The organism is Thermoflavifilum thermophilum (assembly GCF_900116565.1).
GTDB classification, from domain to species: Bacteria; Bacteroidota; Bacteroidia; order Chitinophagales; family Chitinophagaceae; genus Thermoflavifilum; species Thermoflavifilum thermophilum.
Genome location: NZ_FPCJ01000001.1, coordinates 137278 through 160149 on the forward strand (window position 1 = coordinate 137278; position 22872 = coordinate 160149).

A 22872-nucleotide genomic window follows, 5' to 3' on the forward strand; every position below is an offset into this window, starting at 1 on the left:
GTTTTAATGCGTGATGTGGATATGAAATGGCACAGCGGGTAATCCATCACTATTATACAGGTTGGGATGCACCGGGCTATCACTCCAGGCATAGCGCACCTCCACCGGCCGATCCACCGCATCGCTCCAAACTTCCACCTCATTGTCCGAGATTATACGGGCATGAGCCCACACGAAATGATGGTCGTTGCCCGCAATCTGAAATTCATGCAGTGCAGGTCCTTGTTTTGCCTGCAGGCCTTTTCCCACGTTGCGAAACTTGAGTATGACATGATGGTTTTTCACCTCCATGCCCACACATTCCGGCCCGGGAGAGGTGTTCTCCATGCCAAAAACCACTTTTTCCGCCACCAGCGCCAGTCTTTCACCGACATCTTTTTTATCCAACGGATGGACATCATTCCATTCGCCAATATCAATGGTTACGGCCATACCCGTTTGTGGTAACCTCAAAGCCTCAGCCTGCGCAGCCCTGAGCATGGCCCAGCCGCTCCACTGATTAGGATCTTTTGCCGGAAAACCATAATTGGGTAGCTGCACAAACAGGAAAGGAAAATCGCCCTCCTGCCATTTCTCGCGCCAGTCACGGATCATATGCATGAACAGGTCGGCATAGTTTTCCGGATGGGCCGTATTGGATTCGCCCTGATACCAGATGGCACCGCGTATGGTGTAGAGCAACAGGGGCTCGATCATGCCGTTGAAAAGGCCGGTGGGCTGATATTGAATGAATACCTGTCCCTGCATGACGGGCATCCGCACGCCCACACGGTAAGACCAGGTTCCTCGCAAAGAGATTGTGTCGTTGCCGGCGACCAACGCATAGATTTTATCGGGGACGAAACCCCAGGGCATGCCCGACTGATGCATAAGCCTGACAGTGATTTCATTCTCACCCGGTTTCAGCAGGTCGCCCGCCACGGGATAGATGCGGGGCGGATACTGATAGGTGATATTCCCCACGAAAGCACCATTCAGATAGGTATAATCGGCATCCACCAGTCTGCCCATCCATAAGGTAACGGGCACATGCTGTTTTTCCCAGCGGGCCAGTAATTCGGCCGGGATATAAAATGTTTTTTTCAACCACACAATACCATAGAAATCCCGCCACTGTGGCGCCGTCCAGAAACCCGGCACCTGCACGGGTTGCCACAGGTTCATGTCGGCCTGCGGCAGTTTTTCATACCAGGGATGCAAAGCCTGCCAGCCACTGTCGTGTGCCCAGGCTGGTTCCATCCAGCTGGCTGTATGCTGCCAGTTGTTGCGGATGATGCTGTCAACAAAATGTGGATCGGCATAATGATCGGCCGTTTCGAGCTCCTGTGGGAAATCCTTAAGCGCATAGCGACTCATCCAGGCCTGGATGGGTGTGCCTCCCACGCTGGCATTGATAAGCCCGATCGGCACATGGTATTTTTCATAGAGGGCTCGGGCAAAAAAATAAGCCGTGGCGCTGAAATCCAGCACGGTCCAGTCATTAGCCGGCAACCAGCTGCCCGATGATAGATCGGTATCCGGACGCTGAAAATTCATTTGCATAGGCACCAGGAACTGGCGGATTTCCGGTTGATGTACCTGTGCTATCAAATGGGCATAACGCGGCTGCACGCGCCGCATGGGCAGTTGCATGTTCGACTGGCCGGAACATAGCCAAACATCACCAATGTAAATATCATGCAGGGTGATATGGTTTTTCCCGTCGATTTCCATGGCATAAGGCCCACCGGCCGGAGCTGGTATCAGACGAATCTGCCAATGGCCCTGATCATCAGCCTGCGTGCGATAAGTATGCTGCAAAAACATCAACCGAATCTGTTCATGTGGCGATGCCCAGCCCCAGATGCGGGCGCTATCGTTGCGTTGCAACACCATGCCGTCGCTGATGATCCGGGGCAGGCGCACCTGAGCCACGGCCTGCTGCACCAGCAAGCCCATGGCAAACATCAGCATCCATCGTTTTTTCATCATCGCATAGCTTTCAAATAAACCGATTGATAAGCAATTCCAGCCATTCCTGCCGACCACTTATCTGACGTGGCTCTCCCTGGCTGATGGCATAATCGCGCAATTGCTCGAGTGAAACCTTTCCTTCTTCAAACTGCTTTCCCAATCCCTCATCGAACGAAGCATAGCGCTGGCGCCTGAATGCCTGATAGCGGCCATCTTCGAGGATCCGATCGGCAATCAGCAGCGCCCGCGCAAAAGCATCCATCCCGCAGATATGGGCATAGAACAAATCTTCCGCATCGGTCGAATTTCTCCGGCGCTTGGCATCGAAATTCACGCCACCTCCCTGCAAGCCACCTGCTTCAAGGATCACCAGCATAGCTTCTACCAGCTCGTTGATGTTGTTGGGAAACTGATCGGTATCCCAGCCGTTTTGATAATCGCCCCGATTGGCATCAATGGAACCCAGCAAACCCGCATCGGCAGCCACCTGCAGCTCGTGCGTAAACGTATGGCCCGCCAGCGTGGCGTGATTCACTTCAATATTCAATTTGAAATCCTGCATCAGATCAAACTCACGCAAAAAGCCAATCACCGTGGCCGCATCGTAATCATACTGGTGTTTGGTGGGTTCACAAGGTTTGGGTTCAATGAAGAAATTTCCTTTGAAACCCTGGCTGCGCGCATAATCACGTGCCTTATGCAAAAACATCGCAAAATGTTCTCGCTCGCGTTTCATGTTGGTGTTGAGCAAACTCATGTATCCTTCCCTTCCGCCCCAGAACACATAATTGGCCCCACCCAGATAAATCGTGGCATCCAGGGCAGCTTTCACCTGAGCCGCCGCATGCGCCAGCACAAGAAAATCCGGATTGGTAGCGGCTCCATTCATATATCGTTTGTGGGAAAACAAATTGGCCGTGCCCCACAACAGCTGAATACCGCTGGCTTGTTGTTTCTGTTTTGCATATTCCACGATCTGTTGCAGCCGGCGTTCATTTTCCCGGATATCATCGGTAAAATCCACCACATCCACATCGTGAAAACAATAAAATGGCAGATTCATTTTGGTCATGAACTCAAAAGCCGCATCCATTTTGTCTTTTGCTCGCTGGATAGGATCCGGATTCTGATTCCATGCAAAATCGTGCGTGCCCACACCAAAGGGATCGGCACCGGTGTTGCAGAACGAATGCCAATATGCACAGGCAAATCGAAAATGTTCTTTCATGGTCTTGCCCCGCACCACCCGGTTTTCATCATACCAGTGAAAGGCCAGCAGGTTATCGCTTTCCGGACCTTCATACTTGATTTGTGAAATGCCTTTGAAATACTCTTTTTCACCGATTAATACGTTCATAGCTGATGATATTTTGTGATGAAAAAATTTGTTTACCAAACAAAACTAAGGATAAGCCGCTGAACCTGCGGGTGAATGTTGCTTGCCTGCGCGCAGGGTTTTCATTCGTTGCAATACCTGATACACGGAATCAAACATAGGTTTGGGATGATAAGCCGTATCAAACATCGTGGGCCAATCAGTTTCATGCAAGGCGCGCACAATCCAGCTATCGCGGTCGCCCACATTCCAGAAAGTGATATCATGCCGCTGAGCCGGTGGTATATTTCGGAAATAGGAGCGAATCACATCAGCCGCTTTGTGTGCCTGCAGGCGTTCCAGCTCGGGTGTCAATACCGCATGCGGATCATGATGCGGATTGACCCGAATATCCAGCTCCGATATGCGTACCTGCAGGCCTGTAGCAGCCAGGGCCTGAAACATACGATCCACGCCGCTGTCGGGCGTTGATATGCTGATATGCATTTGCGTGCCTATTCCAGTAATGGGAATATGATGCATGCGCAAAGTATGGATCAGCTCCAGCACGCCCTGCAATTTTTTGGGGTTGGATTCCAGATCATAATCATTGTAAAACAGTTCGGCCCTTGGATTGGCTTCGTGTGCATATTGAAATACGCGCTCCACGTAATGCGGACCCAGATATTTTCCCCAATAGAAATAACCTGGCCGATGGGGCCCATCTACCCGCAATTGCCCTGTGCTATCGTCAATCGCTTCATTGACCACATCCCAGGCCCGGATTTGCGGATATCTGTGCATAACGGTGAAAATATACTGCTTCAGGAAGGCCTCGATTGCTGCCGAATCGCCCGCCAGGCGTTGCATGTAAGGCGAATTGTTCTGATACCAGCAAAGGGTATGTCCATAAATATGCAAACCTGCATGAGCGCAAATTTGCACCAATGTATCGGCCTGGTGAAAATCCAGCTGCCCATCGGGCCTCACAATAGCTCCATTCTTCAGTGCATATTCAAAACTAACCTGATCAAACTGATGGGTCACGATTTGCCGATACATGCTATCTCGTATCATGGGCATGTATCCGATGGCCACGCCCACGGGGATGGGAGAAGCAGATTTAAGTGTGGGTAGTGGAAATGAACCAAACGCATACAAAACCAGGCAACAGCATAAAATTAAGATCTCTTTCCTGTAAATATTAGTAATCCACATGTGTGTACATTCAGCTATTTATGCGCAAACAAAAAGAAGAAAAAAAGGAGTTAAAAAACTCCTTTCCACCTCGTGGTGTTCATTGTTTAATAGAAGCACTCGCAATGAAATCCACCAGTTTTTCCTTTACCCATAACCGAATGATAATATTAAAAAATACGATTTAGCATTTTCATTGTCCATTTCCTTTTAAAGCTTGTAAAACAGCAGAGAAAGCTGGTTTTTTCTTAAAGTTCACATCAAATAATAGTGGGAAATCATTACCATTATTATACAGCCAGCTATCAGCATCATGTACACCCCAAACAGTAATACCATATTGCTGGTTCTTGGGTACATTTTTTAAATATGACTGTATGACATATTGATATTCTGCAGCTTGATACGCAAAAAATTCATCAAGCGGAGTGGCTGCAATATTCGGTTTAGCATAAGGATTGATTTTTACATCTAATTCCGAGATTCTAATTTTCAAACCTGTTGATGCAAGTTGTTGGAACATGTTATCAATTGCAGCTGGTGGTGTATTCCATGAAATATGCATTTGCGTTCCAATTCCATCAATAGGAACTCCCAGACTTTTCAGCTTATTTACATATGCAATTAGTGAATCGAGTTTAGCAGTATTTGTTTCCAACCCATAGTCATTTATAAACAATAATGCCTTGGGGTCAGCGGCTCTTGCATATTGAAATGCTTTGATAGCAAGTGAATCACCAAGATAGTTTGACCAAACAAAGAAATACGGATTGCTATTGCTATTTGGCGTATTGGTATTGTTGCGGATTTGTCCATTATCGGCAAACAACTCATTCACTACATCCCATGCCACTACTTTTCCGGCATAATGTCCGACTACTGCGGTAATGTAATTCTTCATAACAGAATCAAGTCGATGAGCAATTGCGGTTGGTGTTGCATTTTGCTGAGCTAAGGTTTGATCAATTACAGAAACGTCATCAATATATGTGGTTCCGTTTGGGCTTGCTCCCATATCGAAAGTAATCATGCCATTACCCGTGCTTGCAGCTGTAAATGAAAAGGTTTTCAACGTCCATGTAGATGGAGTAGGTTGATTACCCGAATACGATACAGATCCATTGGGAGATCTGCCTTCCACCTGATACTGCGATCCACCCACGGGCGACATAATCCAGAAAGAAACCAGATATACATGGCCTTGCACAACAGGGAAAGAAGGGCTGGCAACTTGGAGTCTCCAATTATCTGAGGCACCAGCTGTTACATTTACTGCAAGAGAATAGGATCCTCCATGTACATTAGCCCCACCGGTTCCTTGAGAGAAATTACCATTTTGTTGATTGTAATAAGCCCAGCCTGTTGGTGTGGAGCCATTCCAGGATTCAAATCCACCGTTACTTAATAAATTAGATACTCCACCCCCACTGCCTCCAACAATACTGTTGAGATAAGTGGCATTTTGTTGCTGATACCAGATTAAAGTATGCCCAAATACTTGTAAACCTGCGTTAGATACTGCATTTAAAAATGCATCAGCCTGTGTGAAATTTACACTCCCATCGTTTTGTAATAAGTATTGTCCTTTCATCTCATTTTCGAAAGTAACTTGATCACAGTTTGCTTTCACAACAGACGCATAGGTAGCATTACTTGTAAAGTCATTGTAATCAACAGCCATCCCAAAATGAATACCGGCCATTGTGGCCGCATCTTTGAGGTTGCCTGATGTATCTGAAAAATTCCCGAGATTTAAGATATGTATCTGATCTTTTTTACAAGATGGAAACAAAGCTCCTATCATAAATAGTGAAAATATCATCGGGATAAAAGGTATCTTTTTCATGGCAAATTGTTTTATATAAAACCATACATTCATGATTACCATCCAGGGTTTTGATATTTTTTAATTTCAGAGGGTGGAATTGCAGAAGATGCATCTAATTGAGATTGTGGGATGGGTCTTAGCACCATGTAAGGCTTGATATTCGCACCATCTGGATTAAAAGCAGGGATTCTTTTTAGCAATTCATTCATGCCATTTTCATCATGTCGGCGAGCCAGATCAGACCAGCGCTTGCTCTCTCCACAGAGTTCCCGTGCGCGTTCATCGAGAATGAAATCTTCATTTACCTGAGCGGGTGTAATCATCATAGATGCCTGACGGGCTGCCAGTACAGCGGGCGACAAACCCGGACGATAAGCTGCCCTCACGCGCAACACATTCAACAGATTGGCAGCTGTGTTTTTATCACCCATCTGATAAGCTGCCTCGGCTGCCAGCAGGTAAGTTTCAGAAAGTTTGATGATGGGGAAAGGTCGAGTACTGGGGAAATTGGCATTGGTTTTATTAAGATCATCATATTTCTTCAATGCCGGGTATATATTATATTTCAGTGTTCCTCCAATGACATAAAAAGCAGCCGGTGAAATCAACGTCCATGGCTTCCCGGACACACTGTTATTATATGCTGTATAAGCACTCCCGTCATGGTTGTCAATAAAACGGCCTGTTGCCAGAGAGTCATTAAAGGCTTGTATGCTTTTAGCCAACATAAAAGCCGTATCTCCTGCAATCGTTCCAGGAGAAGTAGTACTGGAATTGGTAGCCAACCACATCATACGGAAAGAATTATCAAAACGACTGTCATTCACTTTATCGGCAAATAAAGTATTGAAGAGCCAAGCTGTGGGGCAGAAACGCCGAATAGGCCTACCGTAAATAATACTTCGTGTATTGGCTAATTTAGTACCATTACCAGTAATTCCATTACAAGGGATACTGGTGTAGTCTGGCTGAAAATCATTGCAAGCATCTGAACCAGCGGTTCCGCCAATACCAGACGGATTGGAAACATTATCAGCCGTATAATTACCAGGAACTCTTTCTGCTGCAAAAATAATTTCGGGGTTATAATCATTTCCTGGGGCATTTACTTGTCCAAAATCTTGTAATAATGAAGTGCCAAACCGACTTGTATCATTAATTACGGTCATGGCAGCATTAAATGCGTTTTGAAAATCATTTGGCTGCTTTAGAGAGTCATTAAATCCACGCAACAAATATACCTCTGCAAGTTTCGTATATGCTGCTGCTTTATCGGGATAAAATGCACTTGCTGGCCTGCGATCAGGCAAATTTTGCGCGGCGTATGTAAAATCGTCAATCATACCTTGATAATCGGCCCTCAGCACACTGTCTTGTGGTAAACGATTAAATCCCTGGAATGGATTTTGATTGAATTTGAATGGACCTGAACCTAAATCAATCGGTACTGCGCCAAATTGTTTGACAAGTAGCAAATAATATAAACCACGTAAGAACCTCGCCTGTGCAATAATGCTAGTTACAGTATTTTGATCTAATCCAGTTTTTGGCGCCCATTCAATAATCCCATTTGCCATGTTGATATTCGGATAAATCCGGTTCCAGGGAGTAAGAATTGCACCATTGGTTGCATCAAGTGTATAATCACCCAATGTGTGATCAGTGGCTCCAATACGTGGTTGGTCACCCATTGTAAACTCATCTGTTCCGTAAGTCTCAATAGCCACAGCACCTTCTGGTCCAAATTGGTATTGTAAGCCTGTATATAGCGAATACAAGGCATTTTGAATACCTTCAGGTGTTTGCAAATACGCAACAGTAAACACCGTATGTGGATGCTCTTCTAATTTTTTGCTGCACCCGGAAAACAGGATGAGCAAGCCCATCAACAGGCTGCATGCAGGAATGAAATATCTTGATTTCATGGTCATACACATTTAAAGAATTAAAAATTCAGATTCATACCCAGCATATAAGAACGGGTGGGCGGAACAGTTGCATTGATAGTAAGTGCACTGTTATCGCCTGCAGTACGAATATTTCCTGGATTGGATACACCTCCATTACCATAGGTAGTACCAGCAGGATCAATCCCGGTTTGCTTATAGTATGGAGAGAATAAGATGGCAACGTTGTCCATCGATACATACAATCGCAAACTACGAATGTTGAACCGGTTGAGGAAAGTATGGCTAAAAGTATATCCAAGATTGATACTCTTTAACTTCACATAAGTAGCATCATAATAACCCAACGTGGTCCAGGCACTATTAACTGGACTCCATTGCGTAGTAGGTTCCGGGAACCAATTGGTGGGATTGGTGGGCGTCCAGTAGTCAACTTTAATCCCATTTCTTCGTCCATCCAGATTAACTAAATAATCAGCAAGCGATTGATGAATCTGGCTAATCAATAATCCTCCAAATCTTGCATATACAAAGAAGGATAGATCAAAACCCTTATAAGTAAATGTGTTGGTCATGCCACCTTGCAATTTGGCATCCTGATTACCAATAATAGTCCGATCATTATTCTGATCAATTACTCCATCATGATTCAAATCAGCCAAACGAATCTGGCCGGGAACTGAACCATACTGTGCGGCTTCATGTGCCTGATTCAATTGCCAGATACCAATCTTTTTGTAATCGTAAATCGAAGTCATGGAATAACCGGGAAACAGCTGGTTGGCAATATCTCTGGTAAAGCCAGAACCCAGCGACAATAATTTGTTTCGGTTGAAAAACAGATTCAAATCTGTGGTCCAGTTGAATCCATTCCCGGGCGAATGAATATTTTGTGTGCTGATGTTCCATTCCATACCCCAGTTTTGCATGGTTCCAATATTGGTAGTATATGCACCTGGAACACCAGAAGTAACAGGTAAACTCACAGAATAAAGAATATTGTAAGTATGTTCATGATAATATTCCAATGATCCATTGATTCGTCCATTCAGAAAACTGTAATCCAATCCAATATTCAATTGCTTGGTGTACTCCCAGTTCAGGTTAGGATTCGGCAAGGTCACTACATTGTATCCTTTTACGATAGTAGGACCAAAATTGTAGTAGCCACTCTGGCTGACTAATCCAAGCGATTGATATGGATTGATGGCCTGATTAGATGTTTGCCCATATGTAGCTCTTAATTTCAATTGATCTATAAATCTCAGATCTTTCATAAAGGATTCGTTCATGATATTCCATCCCAATCCAACTGCCGTATAGGCATGCCACTTATGGCCTGGTGCTAAACGTGATGATCCATCAACCCGTTCTGTGATTGTTAATAAATATTTATCAGCATAGCTATAATTCAATCTTGCCATGTATGATATCAATGCCCAGGAAACCTCACCACCTCCTAATACGGGATAAGGTGTGGGATTTGAAAGATTCAGATTGTAGAACTGTACAAAATCAGAAGTAATAGAATCTTTTTGCACAGATGTATTATGGCTATGATACTCCTGAATACTGTATAGGCCAGTGAAATTGAAGGTATGCTGGTGGAAAGTTTTATTGATATTTAATAAGTTTTCTGCGGTATATCCATATTCCGAAGAGTTATTCACATAAGCTGTATTTCCTTGTCCGGGCCGGAAATAATCAGGATTATTCAATTGATCAGCTCCCTGAAATTGATCATCTTCTTCCTGATCATAGTTCAAACCTAAATTAAACCGATAATTCAACCAGGGCGTAAAATCATACTGTGCAAATAAACTATTGAAAGTACGCAACCTTCGCTGCTGGTCAACCCAGTTCTGATTGTATTTTAGATATAAGGGATTATAATAGAAATCCTTATCGATTGTATTCCCGGAAGGTTCCCTCAAAATATTTCCGCTGCTATCATAAGCTGGCATTAAAGGGCTGAGTGCAAGTATGGGATACATGGCGCCACCAGCCACAAATTGAGCCCCTTTTCTGAGACCCAATGCATTCAGCGAGCTCAATCCAATATGTAGCTTTTTACCGATTTTGGAATTCACGGTAGCATGTATAGAATAACGGGTGAAACTCACTCCGGGAATTAAAGTGGTTTCATTATAATATCCGGCTCCGTATGCATAAGTAGTTCCATTTCCACCACCCGAGATAGTAAGATCGTGATTGGTTTTATGGCTGGTTTGGTAAATGAGTTTTTGCCAGTTGGTTTCCTTGCCCGCGGCCAACATCTGCAGTTCCTGGGGCATGAACCCTCCTGTCCAGGGTGAAATATTTCGTAACGCTGCATACTCCTGTCCGTTGAATACCGGATAGTAAAATTCAGGCTTGCCAATACCATAATATCCATCATAGGAAATACGTGCAGGCCCTTCTTGTCCTTTTCTTGTTGTGACCAGGATCACACCATTTGACGCACGTGAACCATAAATTGCGGTTGCTGATGCATCTTTCAATACACTGATGGATTCAATATTGTTGATATCAATATCATTTAAATTTCCATCATACGGAATACCATCAACAACAATCAATGGGCTATTTGATCCGCTGATAGATTTGATACCTCTCACTCTGATTTGCGCACCCGAACCAGGGATAGTGCCCACAGTTTCTACTTGTAAACCGGCTGCTTTGCCTTGTAAAGCTTGTTGAATATTGGCTGCAGGCGCTACAGTTAAAGCATCACTGCTGATTGTTGCAATAGCTCCGGTTACATCAGATTTCCTTTGCGTTCCATATCCAATCACAACGAGTTGAGCAAGCTGGCTGGCAGTTGCATGGAGCTCAATGCGCAGGTTCTGATTTTGATTTCCCAGTTGAATGGTTTGTGTTTGATATCCAATAAATGAAACCTCCAGCACAGCACCTTCCGGAGCATCGAGCGTAAATCGTCCATTGTTATCCGTAATCACACCTGCATTGGTTCCTCTTACCCGGATGCTTACGCCTCCGAGAGGATTGCCATTTTCATCTACAACCTGCCCGGTTACACGAATTTGCTGTGATTGATAAGTAATGGTAGCGTACACATGTGCGTAGGTTGCATGAGGCACAACAATATTGCATGTCAGAATAAGCGTAGTAATGTAAACATATTTCATGTAGTGGAAATAAGGCGTACGTGGAAGCTGTACATCCTTACTCGTAAACCAAATTTTCATAATTTTACAATTGAAGGTTTAACAATCAAAACCTGTAGCACGGCCGGCTGGCCGTTGTTACAAAAGTTCATCCAACGGGAGTGTGGCGGCATTCCCGTTGCTTTTTTTATTAACTGGTATCATGCCATATCCGATCTACCATAGTTTTTTTATTTTAACTCATAGGTAATGCTTACTGGTCTGGCCATGCCCAACTGCTGGCTGCGCGCATCCGGCAAGGATTCACCAATATTGATTTCATATATCCCCTTGAGCCAAACTTTCCTGCCTTGCGTATCAACTACCTGCAATGCTTGCAAGGGTAAATCAAAATTCACCAGTTCAGTTTGCCCGGACTGTAGTTGAATCCTGCGAAAGCCTCTTAGCATATAACGAGGTATCGGAAAGTCTTTTTTACCCTGTGGTGGGGTTACATAGAGCTGTATCACATCAGCTGCTGCGCGTGAGCCCCTGTTGCTTACTTCCACGCTGATATGCAACACACTATCCTGCTGTTGCAACCGGCCGTGTGCAAACTCAAATTTTCCATATGTCAATCCATATCCAAACGGGTACAAAGGTTCTGCCGTCATATAGCGATAGGTACGTCCCTGCATGCTGTAATCTTCAAATGGAGGAAGCTGGCTGTAAGACTTGGGAAAGGTGATAGGTAATTTCCCTGCAGGCGAAGTTTTACCAAAAATCACGCCTGCGACAGCATTTCCGCCTTCTTCGCCGGGATACCAGACCATCAGCACGGCATCAGCCAGGCTATCTACAGGAGCGAGATTAACAGGACTGCCACCCGTGATGATCGCTACAATGGGCTTGGAATTATTGGCCCGAAGCTTCCGTAAAAAATCAATTTGATTAGCCGGCAGGTCGTATGTGGCTCTATCACCTCTATCAACTGATGCTATGGCATCGCCCTCTTCACCTTCCAGCAAGCCCGACAGCCCCATTACCACAAAAGTCACATCTGCGCTGCGCGCTTCGCCGGTTGTCCAGTCGATCGGATTTGCATTGGGCCAGGCCAGCAGGCAACCGGGCTTGTACTGCAACTGACTGCCCGGAGCAATAGCACCCGCAATGCCTTCCAGGATGGTTACCATGTGCGGGTTCACACCATAATAGTTACCTATCAGCACGTCCAGATTGGTAGCGTTAGGGCCGGTGATGAAATATTTCGGCAAATCGTTGCGCAACGGCAATACCCCATTGTTTTTTAGCAATACGATCGACTCTTCTGCCGCCCGGCGGGCCAGCTGCCGATGTGCTGTGCTGTTGATCACTGCGGGTGAAATGGCATTGTAAGGATTATAAGCAGGCGGATCAAATAAACCCAACTTAAACCTCGTGCGCAACAAAGGCACCAGGGCCGAGTCAATATCGGCTTCGGTAAGCAATCCCTGCCTGATAGCTTCGGGTAGTAAGGCATATTCATTGCCACAATCCAGATTTACTCCCCGCTTCACGGCAATAGCCGCTGCTGCCGCTTCGCTGTTTACATAATGATGCCCAGCATAAATATCGCCAATAGCCCCACAATCGGATACGATATGTCCCCGGAAGCCCCAGTTCTTCCGCAAAACCGTATCCAGCAGATAGGTATTGGCACAGCAGGGCTGGCCATTGGTGCTGTTGTAGGCACACATTACCGCTTCCACACCCGCTTTTACGGCTGCATGAAAGGCTGGCAGATAAGTATCATACAGGTCATGCAGGCTTGCCTGTGCATCGAACTGATGCCTCAATCCTTCGGGGCCGCTGTGCACCACATAATGTTTGGCACAGGCTGCGGTCTTCAGATAACGTGCATCATGGCCCTGCATGCCCCGGATAAATGCTGTGGCCATTCGGCTGGTCAGATACGGATCTTCCCCATAGGTCTCCTGTCCACGTCCCCAGCGCGGATCACGAAAGATATTGATGTTCGGCGTCCAGAACGTCAATCCACCGTATTGCTCATGCTTGCCTTTAGCGGCTGCCGCATTGAACATGGCCCGGGCTTCATCGGAAATGGCAGTGGCTATTTCATACTCCAGGCTGTCATCAAACGTTGCTGCCAAACCTATAGGCTCCGGAAATATGGTGGCCACTCCCGAACGGGCTACTCCGTGCAGGGCTTCACTCCACCAGTTGTAAGCTGGAATATGCAATCGGGGAATGGCCGGACTGGCATTCTGCATTTGGGATACTTTCTCCTCCAACGTCATCCGATGCAACAAATCCGATATCCGCTGATCTAAAGGAAGAGAGGGATTCAAAAATGCAAGCGTGTCCTGTGCTGAAGCAGAGACATAGATGCCCAGACAAAACATCCACGTAATCCAGGTAGTGCGGAAATAAGGATTCTTAACCATACAATGTATTTTTCGGGCAATTTACTTATACCTGTCTAGACCCAACCTCCACCCTCTTGTATTTCTCCTGTAAATGTAGAAACATTTTTCAAATTTTGAAACCGATTTCATAATTTTTTTCCAAAAATAAATTTTTAATTTAGTGCCGCAAAGGGAAAAACGATTTCATTAATCTGTGATGGTACGACCGATTTTTCAGCTTAACCTGTAAAACAGTTTCCGTGAAAGATACCAGAGAGGTAACGATTTATGATATAGCCAGGCAACTCCATATTTCACCTGCTACCGTGAGCCGGGGACTGAACAACCATCCGGCAGTCAGTAAAAAAACGCGCCAGAAGATTCTGGAAGTAGCTCAGGCATTGGGCTATCGTTCCAATACGTTTGCCAGCAACCTGCGCAGGCAACACACCAATACTTTAGGTGTAATCGTGCCCAAATTAAACAGCCACTTCGTTTCTTCCGTACTGGCGGGTATTGAAAAGGTAGCCAATGAAGCAGGATATAACCTGATTATTTCTCAGTCGCTGGAATCGGCCCAGAAAGAAGTGGCCAATGCCAATACCATGTTCAAAAGCCGGGTGGATGGGCTGATCGTTTCGCTGGCCTTCGACACGCAGGACCTGAGTCATTTCAATCCTTTTTTCAAAAAAGGAATTCCGGTCATTTTTTTCGACCGGGTAGAACAAAGTTTGCCCTCTTCTACCCACATTATTATTGATAATGAAAAGGCCGGATATCAGGCCACAGAGCATTTGATCCAGCAAGGCTGCCGCCATATTCTGCATATCACCGGCAACCTCACGCGGAATGTATATGCCGACCGGCTCAAAGGCTATCAAGAAGCATTGAAAGCCTATGGGCTTCCTTTTCATGAAACCGATGTCATTGTCAGTATGCTTGATGAAAAGAGTGCATGGGAAACAGGCCGGCAGATTGCCAACATGCACCCCCTGCCCGATGGATTGTTTGTGGCAAATGATACCTTTGCAGCTATTTGTATGCAGGCTTTGAAAGAAAAGGGTATCCGGGTGCCAGATGATATAGCCATTGTAGGGTTTAATGATGATCTGGTAAGTCGTGTAGTGGAACCGCCGTTGACTACGGTTCATTATCCCGGTCAGGAAATGGGTGAACTGGTGGCTCGTCATCTGATCAATCATCTGCAGGGAACCGTGCCTCTTACGCATACCCATACCATCATTATTCACTCCGAGCTGATCGTCCGACAATCTTCCCTTCGAAACCCTCAACGTTAATCAGAAAAATCCAATCAAAAAAATCATTCAGAAATATGCATTCGGAACAAGCAGTTGCCATGATTACAGGAGGAGCCTCTGGATTGGGGCTGGCTATGGCCCGTCGGTTTGCTGACGGTGGTTATGTCACCATCATTATTGGTAGAAATTCCCAACGGTTGGAAAAGGCCAGAAAAGAGTTAGGTTCGCAGGTATTTACCTATGCTTTCGATCTCAATCGTTTTGACGAGATCCCGGAACTGGTGAAATCGATTTTAGCTGATCATGGGCACATTGATGTACTCATCAACAATGCCGGCATTCATTTAAAAAAACCCATGTTAGATATCGGAACTGCCGAGTTCATTCAGGTCATCCAAACCAATTTGATTGCTCCTTTTGTATTGAGTCGCGAAGTAGCCCGGCATATGTTAACACGCAAACAAGGACATATTTTGCATATCAGTTCCATGGCAGCCCAGTATGGCATACCGCAGGTGATGGCCTATACGGCAGCCAAGGCCGGCATCGAGGGTATGACCCGCGCCATGGCCGTTGAACTCTCTCCGCATGGCATTCGCGTGAATTGCATTGCCCCCGGATTCATTGAAACCGATATGTCATCCGGAGCGCTGGATAATGATCCCGAACGCAAGGAAAGAGTACTGGCTCGTACCCCTATGGGTAAACTGGGCTGCCCCAGCGATGTGGCTGAAGCGGCTTTTTTCCTCTCTTCCCCCGCCGCGCGTTACATCACGGGCGAAATTCTCCGGGTAGATGGCGGCAATGCAATCGGTTTCTAACCTTCTTCTGCTGATGCGGATTGCCCCGTCAGGCTTATCTTTGCGAAATGCTGAAAATCGGACTCATCCGCGAAGGCAAGCAACCCGCCGATCATCGGGTGGCCCTCACACCCTCCCAATGCCGCTGGATCATGCAGCACCACCCACAAATACAGATCGTGGTGCAACCTTCGGCTATCCGCTGCTACAGCGACGAAGAATATCAGCAGGCCGGCATACCGCTGCAGGAAGATCTGAGCAACTGCCAAATCCTGATGGGCATCAAGGAAGTGCCCCCGCAGCAGCTTCTTCCGGAAAAAACCTATTTCTTTTTTTCCCATACCAAGAAAAAACAACCCCACAACAAGCCGCTGATGCAGGCTTGCGTGAAAAAGCACATCACGCTGATTGATTACGAATGCCTGGTACACAACGACGGGCAGCGTATGCTGGGCTTTGGCTTTTTTGCCGGCGTGGTGGGCGCCCATAACGGATTGATGGCCTATGGCAAAAAAACGGGCCTGTTTGATTTCCGCAGGGCTTATAGCTGCCATGACCTGCAGGAACTCACCGAAAGTTATTACGGAGTAAAACTACCTCCGCTGAAAATTGCCATCACCGGCTCAGGACGCGTGGCTGCCGGAATCCTCGAAGTAATGGGATTGCTGGGCATCAAAGACATTACACCCGAAGAATTTCTGATCAACGAATACCAATACCCGGTATATACCCAGCTCAAGGCAGGCGATCTGTATCTGCACAAAACTGAACGCAGCTATTCGCGCGAACATTTTCATGCCCATCCCAAAGAATATGAATGCAAATTCCTGCCTTTTACCACAGCTGCTGATATCCTGATGAATGGCATTTACTGGGAGCAGGGTATGGCACCTTTGTTTACCTGGGATGACCTCTGCAATCCGCATTTCCGCATTCGCGTAATTGCCGATATTACCAACGACAGAGAGGGATCGATTCCCTGCAACCTGGGCGACAGCACGATTGAAGATCCGGTGTACGGTGTGGATCGGTGCACCCGGCAAAAATTACCACCCTATCTGCCTCATACAGTTGATATGATGTGCGTAGGCAACCTGCCGGATGAATTGCCACGCGATGCTTCCCGCTATTTTGGAGAACAGCTGATTAAATACGTGATTCCGGAATTGCTGCAGGAAAAAAGTGTAATCCTGGAAAAAGCTACTATTTTGCTGAACGGCAAACTCACACCCCGCTTCAGCTATCTGGAAGATTACGCTTACGGTTCCTGACAGGCAGGTGCTGTTTTTGAAACACTGCTGTGGCAAGAAAACATCATTGCTTTTGATGCTTCATTTGCCAATCATTGTTTTCGAAATTCCTTCTATATTTGGCCGATACAATTTTATCTCATGCAACACACAACCGGCAGACCCAGTCCTCATCTCTGGCGAAAAGTATATCCCCATCTGATTGCGATTGTCATTTTCATCATACTTGGATTTGCTTACTGTAGTCCCGTCTTGCAGGGCGAAGTGCTGCAGCAATCGGATATGGTGCAGGTGGAGGGCATGAGCAAGGAAGCCAAAGATTATTATGCACAAACCGGGCAACATCCGTTATGGACCAACAGCATGTTTTGCGGCATGCCCAGCTATCTGATTTTTACAGGTCCTACGGCCAATTTGCTGCAATACGGCAACCGTGTATTTACCTTGAATCTTCCATCACCGGTGAATATGTTGTTTCTGGCTATGCTGGGCATGTATGTGCTGCTCAGCGTGCTGGGATTCGATTACATCATTTGCTTGATCGGAGCGGTGGCTTTTGGTTTTTCATCTTACAACGTCATCATCATCGGCGCAGGACATATCACCAAAATGATGAGCATGGCCTATATGCCGCTGGTGCTGGCAGGCATGTGGTTATTGTATCGTGGCAAATGGATTATCGGCGGAGTGGTTACCGCATTGATGGCAGCGATGATGGTGTACAACAATCATCTGCAAATCATGTACTATGCAGCCATTCTGGGGGCCTGCATGGTGGTGGGTTTTCTGATTATCCGGTTGCGACAACATCAGTTCAAACAATTTCTAATTGCTACATTGATTTTAATCCTTGCAGCTATATTGGCTTTATTGCCCGCAGCCGACAATCTGCTTATCACGCGTGAATATGCCAAGTATTCCATCCGCGATAGCCAGAGTGAACTTACACTGGCGAAGAAAAATGAAGAAGTAGGCAAAGGCGGATTAAATATTGATTATGCTTTTCAATGGAGCCTGGGTAAATTAGAAACGTTTTCTATTTTAATTCCCAATGTGTACGGCGGACCTGTTACGTCCTCACAGGTGGAAGATTCGCATGTTTATCAAACCCTCAACCAGCAGGGCATAGCCGGACAACAGGCGGGCAACGTGGCTACCCAAATCCTACAATATGCCTACTGGGGACCTCAGCCTTTTACCTCACCCGTGTATTTCGGTGCCATCATTTGCTTTTTGTTTCTGCTGGGTTGTTTTCTCATCAAAAGTCCGCACAAATGGTGGCTGATTGCAGCCACAGCCATTGGCATTATCCTCAGCTGGGGCAAGCATCTGGCTTTTATCAATGATTTTTTGTTTTATCACCTGCCTTTATACAACAAATTCCGCTCACCTTCTATGGCCATGGTAATTCCGCAGCTCACCTTCGTGTGGATGGCAGCCTGGACGTTGCAGGAACTCATCCATAGCAAATGGAAGAAAGCTGATTTGCTTCGTGTATGGAAATACACTGCCATCATCATGGGTGTGTTGTTACTGATAGTGGGAAGCGGAATACTGGTGAATTATACTTCCCCCAATGATGATCAGCTGATGCAAGCCATTGGCAATTCACAGCTCGGGCAAACGATTGTGAATGCCCTGCGCGATGACCGGGCTTCGCTCCTGCATCACGACGCCCTCCGCAGTTTTATCTGGATAGCTATCATGGCCGTGCTTATCTGGTTGTGGATTCAGCATAAAATCAAGCCCCATCTGTTTTTCATCATCGCCGGATTATCCATTCTCATTGATCTGTGGGCCGTGGATAAAAGATACCTGAATGATCAGAATTTTACAGATGAACTTTCGCTTCAACAAATCTTTCAGCCTTCACCTGCCATTCAACATATCCAACAGGATCCGGATCCCTATTTCCGGGTACTCAATTTAAGCGTGGGATTAAACAATATTTTCAACGATGCATTGACTTCCTATTTCGTAAAATCCATTGGCGGTTATAGTCCGGCCAAATTGTGGCGATATCAGGATCTCATTGATTACCAGCTGATGCCCGCTATTACCCGTCTGTACAGCATTTTGCAAACAGCTGCCCAGTCAGACAGTACGATATTGAATGCCTTTAGCCAATCGCCTGTATTGAATATGCTGAACACCCGTTATTTCATTCTGAATCCCCAGGCTACACCCGTAAAAAATTCCCATGCGCTGGGCAATGCCTGGTTCATCAGCCAGGTGCAATGGGCCGCCAATGCTGATTCAGAAATGATAAGCCTTAATAATTTTGATCCTGCCTCCACTGTGATTATTGATAAACGCTATCGCCCGTTATTGCCTGCCGTGCAATTTGTAACCGATAGCAGTGCCCATATTCAGCTCACACAGTATGGCCTCAATGAGTTGCACTACAAGGCACAAAACAACCACAATGGTTTTGCCGTGTTCTCGGATATCTACTATCCCGCCGGCTGGAAAGCTTATGTAGATGGCCAGGAAATGCCCATCGTACGCGTTAATTACCTGTTGCGCGGCTTGTACATACCAGCAGGCACGCACGAAATTGTATTCCGTTTTCACCCGAATACTTATTTCCTGGGTCAGCGCATTTCATTCTGGGCATCACTTTTCTTGATTTTAATCGTGGTTGCAGCTGTTGCATGGGAATGGAAAAAATCATCCCGAAGTGCACAACAGTCCTGATCATGCAACATGAATGATCCGGATGAAATAATCAAATGACCCCAAACAAAACAGCATCTGCATGATCACAAGCAGATGCTGTTTCTATGTGTGTTTTCTATTGTACTCAGTAATGAGTCAATCAGTGCAATTGTTGCAGGGCTTCCCGGATGCGTTCCATGGCAATGGATAATTTCTCCAGAGAATTGGCATAGGAAAGCCGAATGCAGTCAGGCTCTCCAAATGCAGTGCCCGTTACGGTAGAAACATGGGCTTTGTGAAGCAAATACATGGCTAAGTCATCGGCATTGCCGATGTGATGCTTACCATCGGTTTTCCCAAAATAAGATTTCACTTCAGGAAACAGATAAAAAGCTCCTTCTGGCACATGAAAACGCAAACCCGGTATTTGTTGCAAAGCTTTCACCATAAAATCCCTTCTCTCCCTGAATGCCTGTACCATTTCCTTGCAGGCTTCGCGGCTGCTTTGCAGAGCATAAAGAGCGCCACGCTGGGCAAAGGCATTGGCACCAGATGTAAACTGTCCCTGAATGGTATCACATGCTTTGGCAATGGGCAAGGGTGAAACGGAATAGCCCAATCGCCACCCCGTCATGGCAAAACCTTTGCTGAATCCATTGATGACAATAATGCGGGGCAAAAGATCCTGAAATTGGGTGATGCTTTGATGCTGGCCCACATAATTGATGTATTCATAAATCTCATCGGAGATGATAAACACCTGCGGATGGCGGCGAAGTACTTCCGCAAGGGCTGCGAGCTCTTCTTTGCTGTAGAGCGCACCTGTGGGATTGCTGGGCGACGAATATATGATGGCCTTTGTGCGTGGTGTAATGGCTTGTTGCAGCTGTTCGGGCTTTAGCTTATATTGTTGCTCAAATCCACAACGCACAAATACTGGCGTGCCTTCGGCCAGTTTGGTGATATCGGCATACGATACCCAATAAGGCGTGGGAATGATGACTTCATCACCGGGATCCAGCAGACTCAGCATGATATTGGCAATGGCTTGCTTGGCTCCGTTTGACACCACGATTTGCTCCGGAGTTACTTCCCAGTTGTTTTCCAATTTTAATTTTTCGGCAATGGCTTTACGCAGTTCTGGATAGCCCGGCACCGGCGGATAATGGGTATAACCTTCATCCAGTGCTTTTTTGGCGGCTTCCTTGATGTGTACCGGTGTGTCAAAATCAGGTTCACCAATGCTCAGGTCAATCACATCAATGCCCTGCGCTTTTAATTCCCGGCCCAGTTTGGCCATCCGAATGGTTTGCGATTCTGCAATGCGGTTTAGACGTGATGCAAGTTGCATGGACAATTCATTGAAAATGTTTAAAAAATCAGGCGCAAAGTTAGGGATAAATGCAGCAAAAGCGTTGATAAATTGGTAACAGATGAGACATGAATGCAAATGCCCCAGGACAACCCTTAGGCCTCTTCCAGCCCGAGGCTGCTAAATACTTACTGACCGTTGATGGCCAGGAATCATGGGAAGAGTGATCAGCCTTCCTTCAGCCAGTAGAGCTCATTTTTTCAAGGTGAGCACCACCACCGATTTTGCCGGCATTTGTACTGTCCACACGTTGCCCGATTGCCGCACACCACTGAAGCTTGTGGGGTGAATCAGATCGGGATGTTCGAATGTATTGCAATCATTGACATGTGCGGAAGTCAGCAGTTGTCCGCCTGAAAATTTCCAGCTGGCCGATCCGGGAAACTCCAGTTTCACGGTGATAGCCTGATGCGGATCAATGTTCACCAGCGAAATATGCATAGCCCCTGTGCTATCAATAGATGCAGATGCATTGATAGCCGGTAGCGAATCATCTCCAAACACATAATCAGGCGTTTGCAGCTGCAGCGGCACCAGCCGGGCATCCTGATGCACCTTGTACAGATCAAACACCCAATACGTAGGCGTCAGCACCATCTGTGGCCCGTGGGTAAGAATCACAGATTGCAGGACATTCACTGTTTGCGCCAGGTTGGCCATGCGCACCCGATCGCAGTGCTGATTGAAAATATTCAGCGTGGAAGCTGCCAGCAATGCATCGCGCAAGCTGTTTTGCTGATACAGAAATGCCGGATTGGTACCGGGTTCCACGTCGGTCCAAACGCCCCATTCATCCACTACCAGTGCCAGTCGTTTTTGCGGATCATACCGATTCATCAGGGCTTCCTGGTCGTTTAGTATCTGATCCATGTACAATCCCCGTTTCAAGGTGCTGAAATACTGATCTTCCCCAAAATCGGTAGCCGACCCTTTATGGCTCCAATTGCCCGTTGGCACGGTATAATAATGCAGGGAAATGCCCCACATCATCCAGTGCGGAATGTCTTGCAACAACACTTCCATCCAGTGCAGGTCATGCCCGTTTGGGCCACTGGCAATTTTTTTCAGCGGAGCACCCGGATAATTTTTGCAAAACGATGCATAACGCCGATACAAATCGGCATAATATTCCGGCGTCATGTTACCCCCACAACCCCAGCTTTCGTTGCCCACGCCCCAGAATGGCACTTTCCAGGCCGAATCCTGCCCATTGCGTTTGCGCCATTCGGTGATGCTGCTTTCCTGATTGGAATTCAGGTATTCCACCCATTCCGACATTTCCTGCACGGTGCCACTGCCCACATTGCCGGCAATGTAGGGGTCACAGCCCACCAACCTGCAAAATTCCATGAACTCGTGTGTGCCAAAGGCATTGGTTTCGGTTACCCCACCCCAGTTGGTATTGATGGTTTTCGGCCTCTGTGCAGGATCGCCCACGCCGTCTTTCCAGTGATATTCATCGGCAAAACAGCCGCCCGGCCAGCGCATCACCGGCACATGGATGCGGCGGAGTGCTTCCACGACATCCAGCCGGATGCCATCTTTATTGGGAATAGACGAATTTTTCCCCACCCAGATCCCATCGTAAATATCCCGGCCCAGATGTTCGGAAAACATACCATAAATGTAACGGCTAATGGTTTGATGCGCCTGGGCATCGTTTACCAGAACCGTGGCCTGGGGCTGAGCCTGAATATGCAGGCCCAAAGCCAGCAGCATGAAGCTAAGCAATGAAAAATGTTTAATCATGTCTTCAGCATTTAGAGTGTGGCAATAAGGAATTTTCGTTGGGCGTAAAAGTAGAAAATTATTTTAAGTGTT

The 22872-nt window shown here is 46.5% G+C and carries 13 protein-coding genes; 4 read left to right on the forward strand and 9 right to left on the reverse strand.

Annotation, left to right across the window (positions count from 1 at the left end):
* Nucleotides 1–3: 3 nt before the first annotated feature.
* The 7 genes from BM367_RS00545 to BM367_RS00575 all read right to left on the reverse strand — a co-directional run bounded on the left by BM367_RS00545 (nt 4) and on the right by BM367_RS00575 (nt 13751).
* Nucleotides 4–1968 (reverse strand): sialate O-acetylesterase, encoded by a 1965-nt coding sequence (locus BM367_RS00545; RefSeq protein ID WP_222842541.1) that lies wholly within the window; start codon nt 1966–1968, stop codon nt 4–6.
* A gap of 13 nt (nt 1969–1981) precedes the next feature.
* Nucleotides 1982–3310, reverse strand: a complete 1329-nt coding sequence (gene xylA / locus BM367_RS00550; RefSeq protein ID WP_092456228.1) for a xylose isomerase — start codon at nt 3308–3310, stop codon at nt 1982–1984.
* A gap of 45 nt (nt 3311–3355) precedes the next feature.
* Entirely contained in the window at nt 3356–4486 is a 1131-nt protein-coding gene (locus BM367_RS00555) for an endo-1,4-beta-xylanase (RefSeq protein WP_092456231.1), read from the reverse strand.
* 172 nt (nt 4487–4658) lie between these two features.
* Complete coding sequence (locus BM367_RS00560; RefSeq protein WP_177224046.1) at nt 4659–6311, reverse strand: endo-1,4-beta-xylanase; 1653 nt, start codon at nt 6309–6311, stop codon at nt 4659–4661.
* Between the two features lie 35 nt (nt 6312–6346).
* Nucleotides 6347–8218: a RagB/SusD family nutrient uptake outer membrane protein gene (locus tag BM367_RS00565; RefSeq protein ID WP_177224047.1), complete on the reverse strand. Its 1872-nt coding sequence runs from the start codon at nt 8216–8218 to the stop codon at nt 6347–6349.
* Between the two features lie 20 nt (nt 8219–8238).
* Entirely contained in the window at nt 8239–11409 is a 3171-nt protein-coding gene (locus BM367_RS00570; protein ID WP_092456240.1) for a SusC/RagA family TonB-linked outer membrane protein, read from the reverse strand.
* A gap of 149 nt (nt 11410–11558) precedes the next feature.
* Complete coding sequence (locus BM367_RS00575; protein ID WP_222842542.1) at nt 11559–13751, reverse strand: glycoside hydrolase family 3 C-terminal domain-containing protein; 2193 nt, start codon at nt 13749–13751, stop codon at nt 11559–11561.
* Nucleotides 13752–13972: 221 nt separating this feature from the next.
* On the opposite strand from BM367_RS00575, the gene BM367_RS00580 reads away from it, so the two are divergent.
* From BM367_RS00580 to BM367_RS00595, 4 genes are all read left to right on the forward strand, one after another.
* Nucleotides 13973–15010: a LacI family DNA-binding transcriptional regulator gene (locus BM367_RS00580; protein WP_092456243.1), complete on the forward strand. Its 1038-nt coding sequence runs from the start codon at nt 13973–13975 to the stop codon at nt 15008–15010.
* 35 nt (nt 15011–15045) lie between these two features.
* Nucleotides 15046–15792 (forward strand): SDR family NAD(P)-dependent oxidoreductase, encoded by a 747-nt coding sequence (locus tag BM367_RS00585; protein ID WP_092456246.1) that lies wholly within the window; start codon nt 15046–15048, stop codon nt 15790–15792.
* A 47-nt stretch (nt 15793–15839) separates the two neighbouring features.
* Nucleotides 15840–17042 (forward strand): NAD(P)-dependent oxidoreductase, encoded by a 1203-nt coding sequence (locus BM367_RS00590; RefSeq protein ID WP_092456249.1) that lies wholly within the window; start codon nt 15840–15842, stop codon nt 17040–17042.
* A gap of 120 nt (nt 17043–17162) precedes the next feature.
* On the forward strand, nt 17163–19718 hold the full coding sequence (locus BM367_RS00595) for a YfhO family protein (protein WP_092456252.1): 2556 nt from the start codon (nt 17163–17165) through the stop codon (nt 19716–19718).
* 121 nt (nt 19719–19839) lie between these two features.
* Here BM367_RS00595 and BM367_RS00600 read toward each other — a convergent pair whose 3' ends face one another.
* Both BM367_RS00600 and BM367_RS00605 read right to left on the reverse strand, forming a co-directional pair.
* On the reverse strand, nt 19840–21030 hold the full coding sequence (locus tag BM367_RS00600; RefSeq protein ID WP_092456255.1) for a pyridoxal phosphate-dependent aminotransferase: 1191 nt from the start codon (nt 21028–21030) through the stop codon (nt 19840–19842).
* Between the two features lie 213 nt (nt 21031–21243).
* Nucleotides 21244–22800, reverse strand: coding sequence for an alpha-N-arabinofuranosidase (locus BM367_RS00605; protein ID WP_092456258.1), 1557 nt, complete (start codon nt 22798–22800; stop codon nt 21244–21246).
* Nucleotides 22801–22872: the final 72 nt, after the last annotated feature.

Bases quoted from the DNA above. Each gene is read 5' to 3' on its own strand.
- BM367_RS00570 (WP_092456240.1), bottom strand. From the start codon at position 11,409: ATGAAAATTTGGTTTACGAGTAAGGATGTACAGCTTCCACGTACGCCT.
- xylA (WP_092456228.1), bottom strand. From the start codon at position 3,310: ATGAACGTATTAATCGGTGAAAAAGAGTATTTCAAAGGCATTTCACAA.
- BM367_RS00595 (WP_092456252.1), top strand. From the start codon at position 17,163: ATGCAACACACAACCGGCAGACCCAGTCCTCATCTCTGGCGAAAAGTA.
- BM367_RS00555 (WP_092456231.1), bottom strand. From the start codon at position 4,486: ATGTGGATTACTAATATTTACAGGAAAGAGATCTTAATTTTATGCTGT.
- BM367_RS00545 (WP_222842541.1), bottom strand. From the start codon at position 1,968: ATGAAAAAACGATGGATGCTGATGTTTGCCATGGGCTTGCTGGTGCAG.
- BM367_RS00585 (WP_092456246.1), top strand. From the start codon at position 15,046: ATGCATTCGGAACAAGCAGTTGCCATGATTACAGGAGGAGCCTCTGGA.
- BM367_RS00600 (WP_092456255.1), bottom strand. From the start codon at position 21,030: ATGCAACTTGCATCACGTCTAAACCGCATTGCAGAATCGCAAACCATT.
- BM367_RS00605 (WP_092456258.1), bottom strand. From the start codon at position 22,800: ATGATTAAACATTTTTCATTGCTTAGCTTCATGCTGCTGGCTTTGGGC.
- BM367_RS00590 (WP_092456249.1), top strand. From the start codon at position 15,840: ATGCTGAAAATCGGACTCATCCGCGAAGGCAAGCAACCCGCCGATCAT.
- BM367_RS00565 (WP_177224047.1), bottom strand. From the start codon at position 8,218: ATGAAATCAAGATATTTCATTCCTGCATGCAGCCTGTTGATGGGCTTG.
- BM367_RS00560 (WP_177224046.1), bottom strand. From the start codon at position 6,311: ATGAAAAAGATACCTTTTATCCCGATGATATTTTCACTATTTATGATA.
- BM367_RS00575 (WP_222842542.1), bottom strand. From the start codon at position 13,751: ATGGTTAAGAATCCTTATTTCCGCACTACCTGGATTACGTGGATGTTT.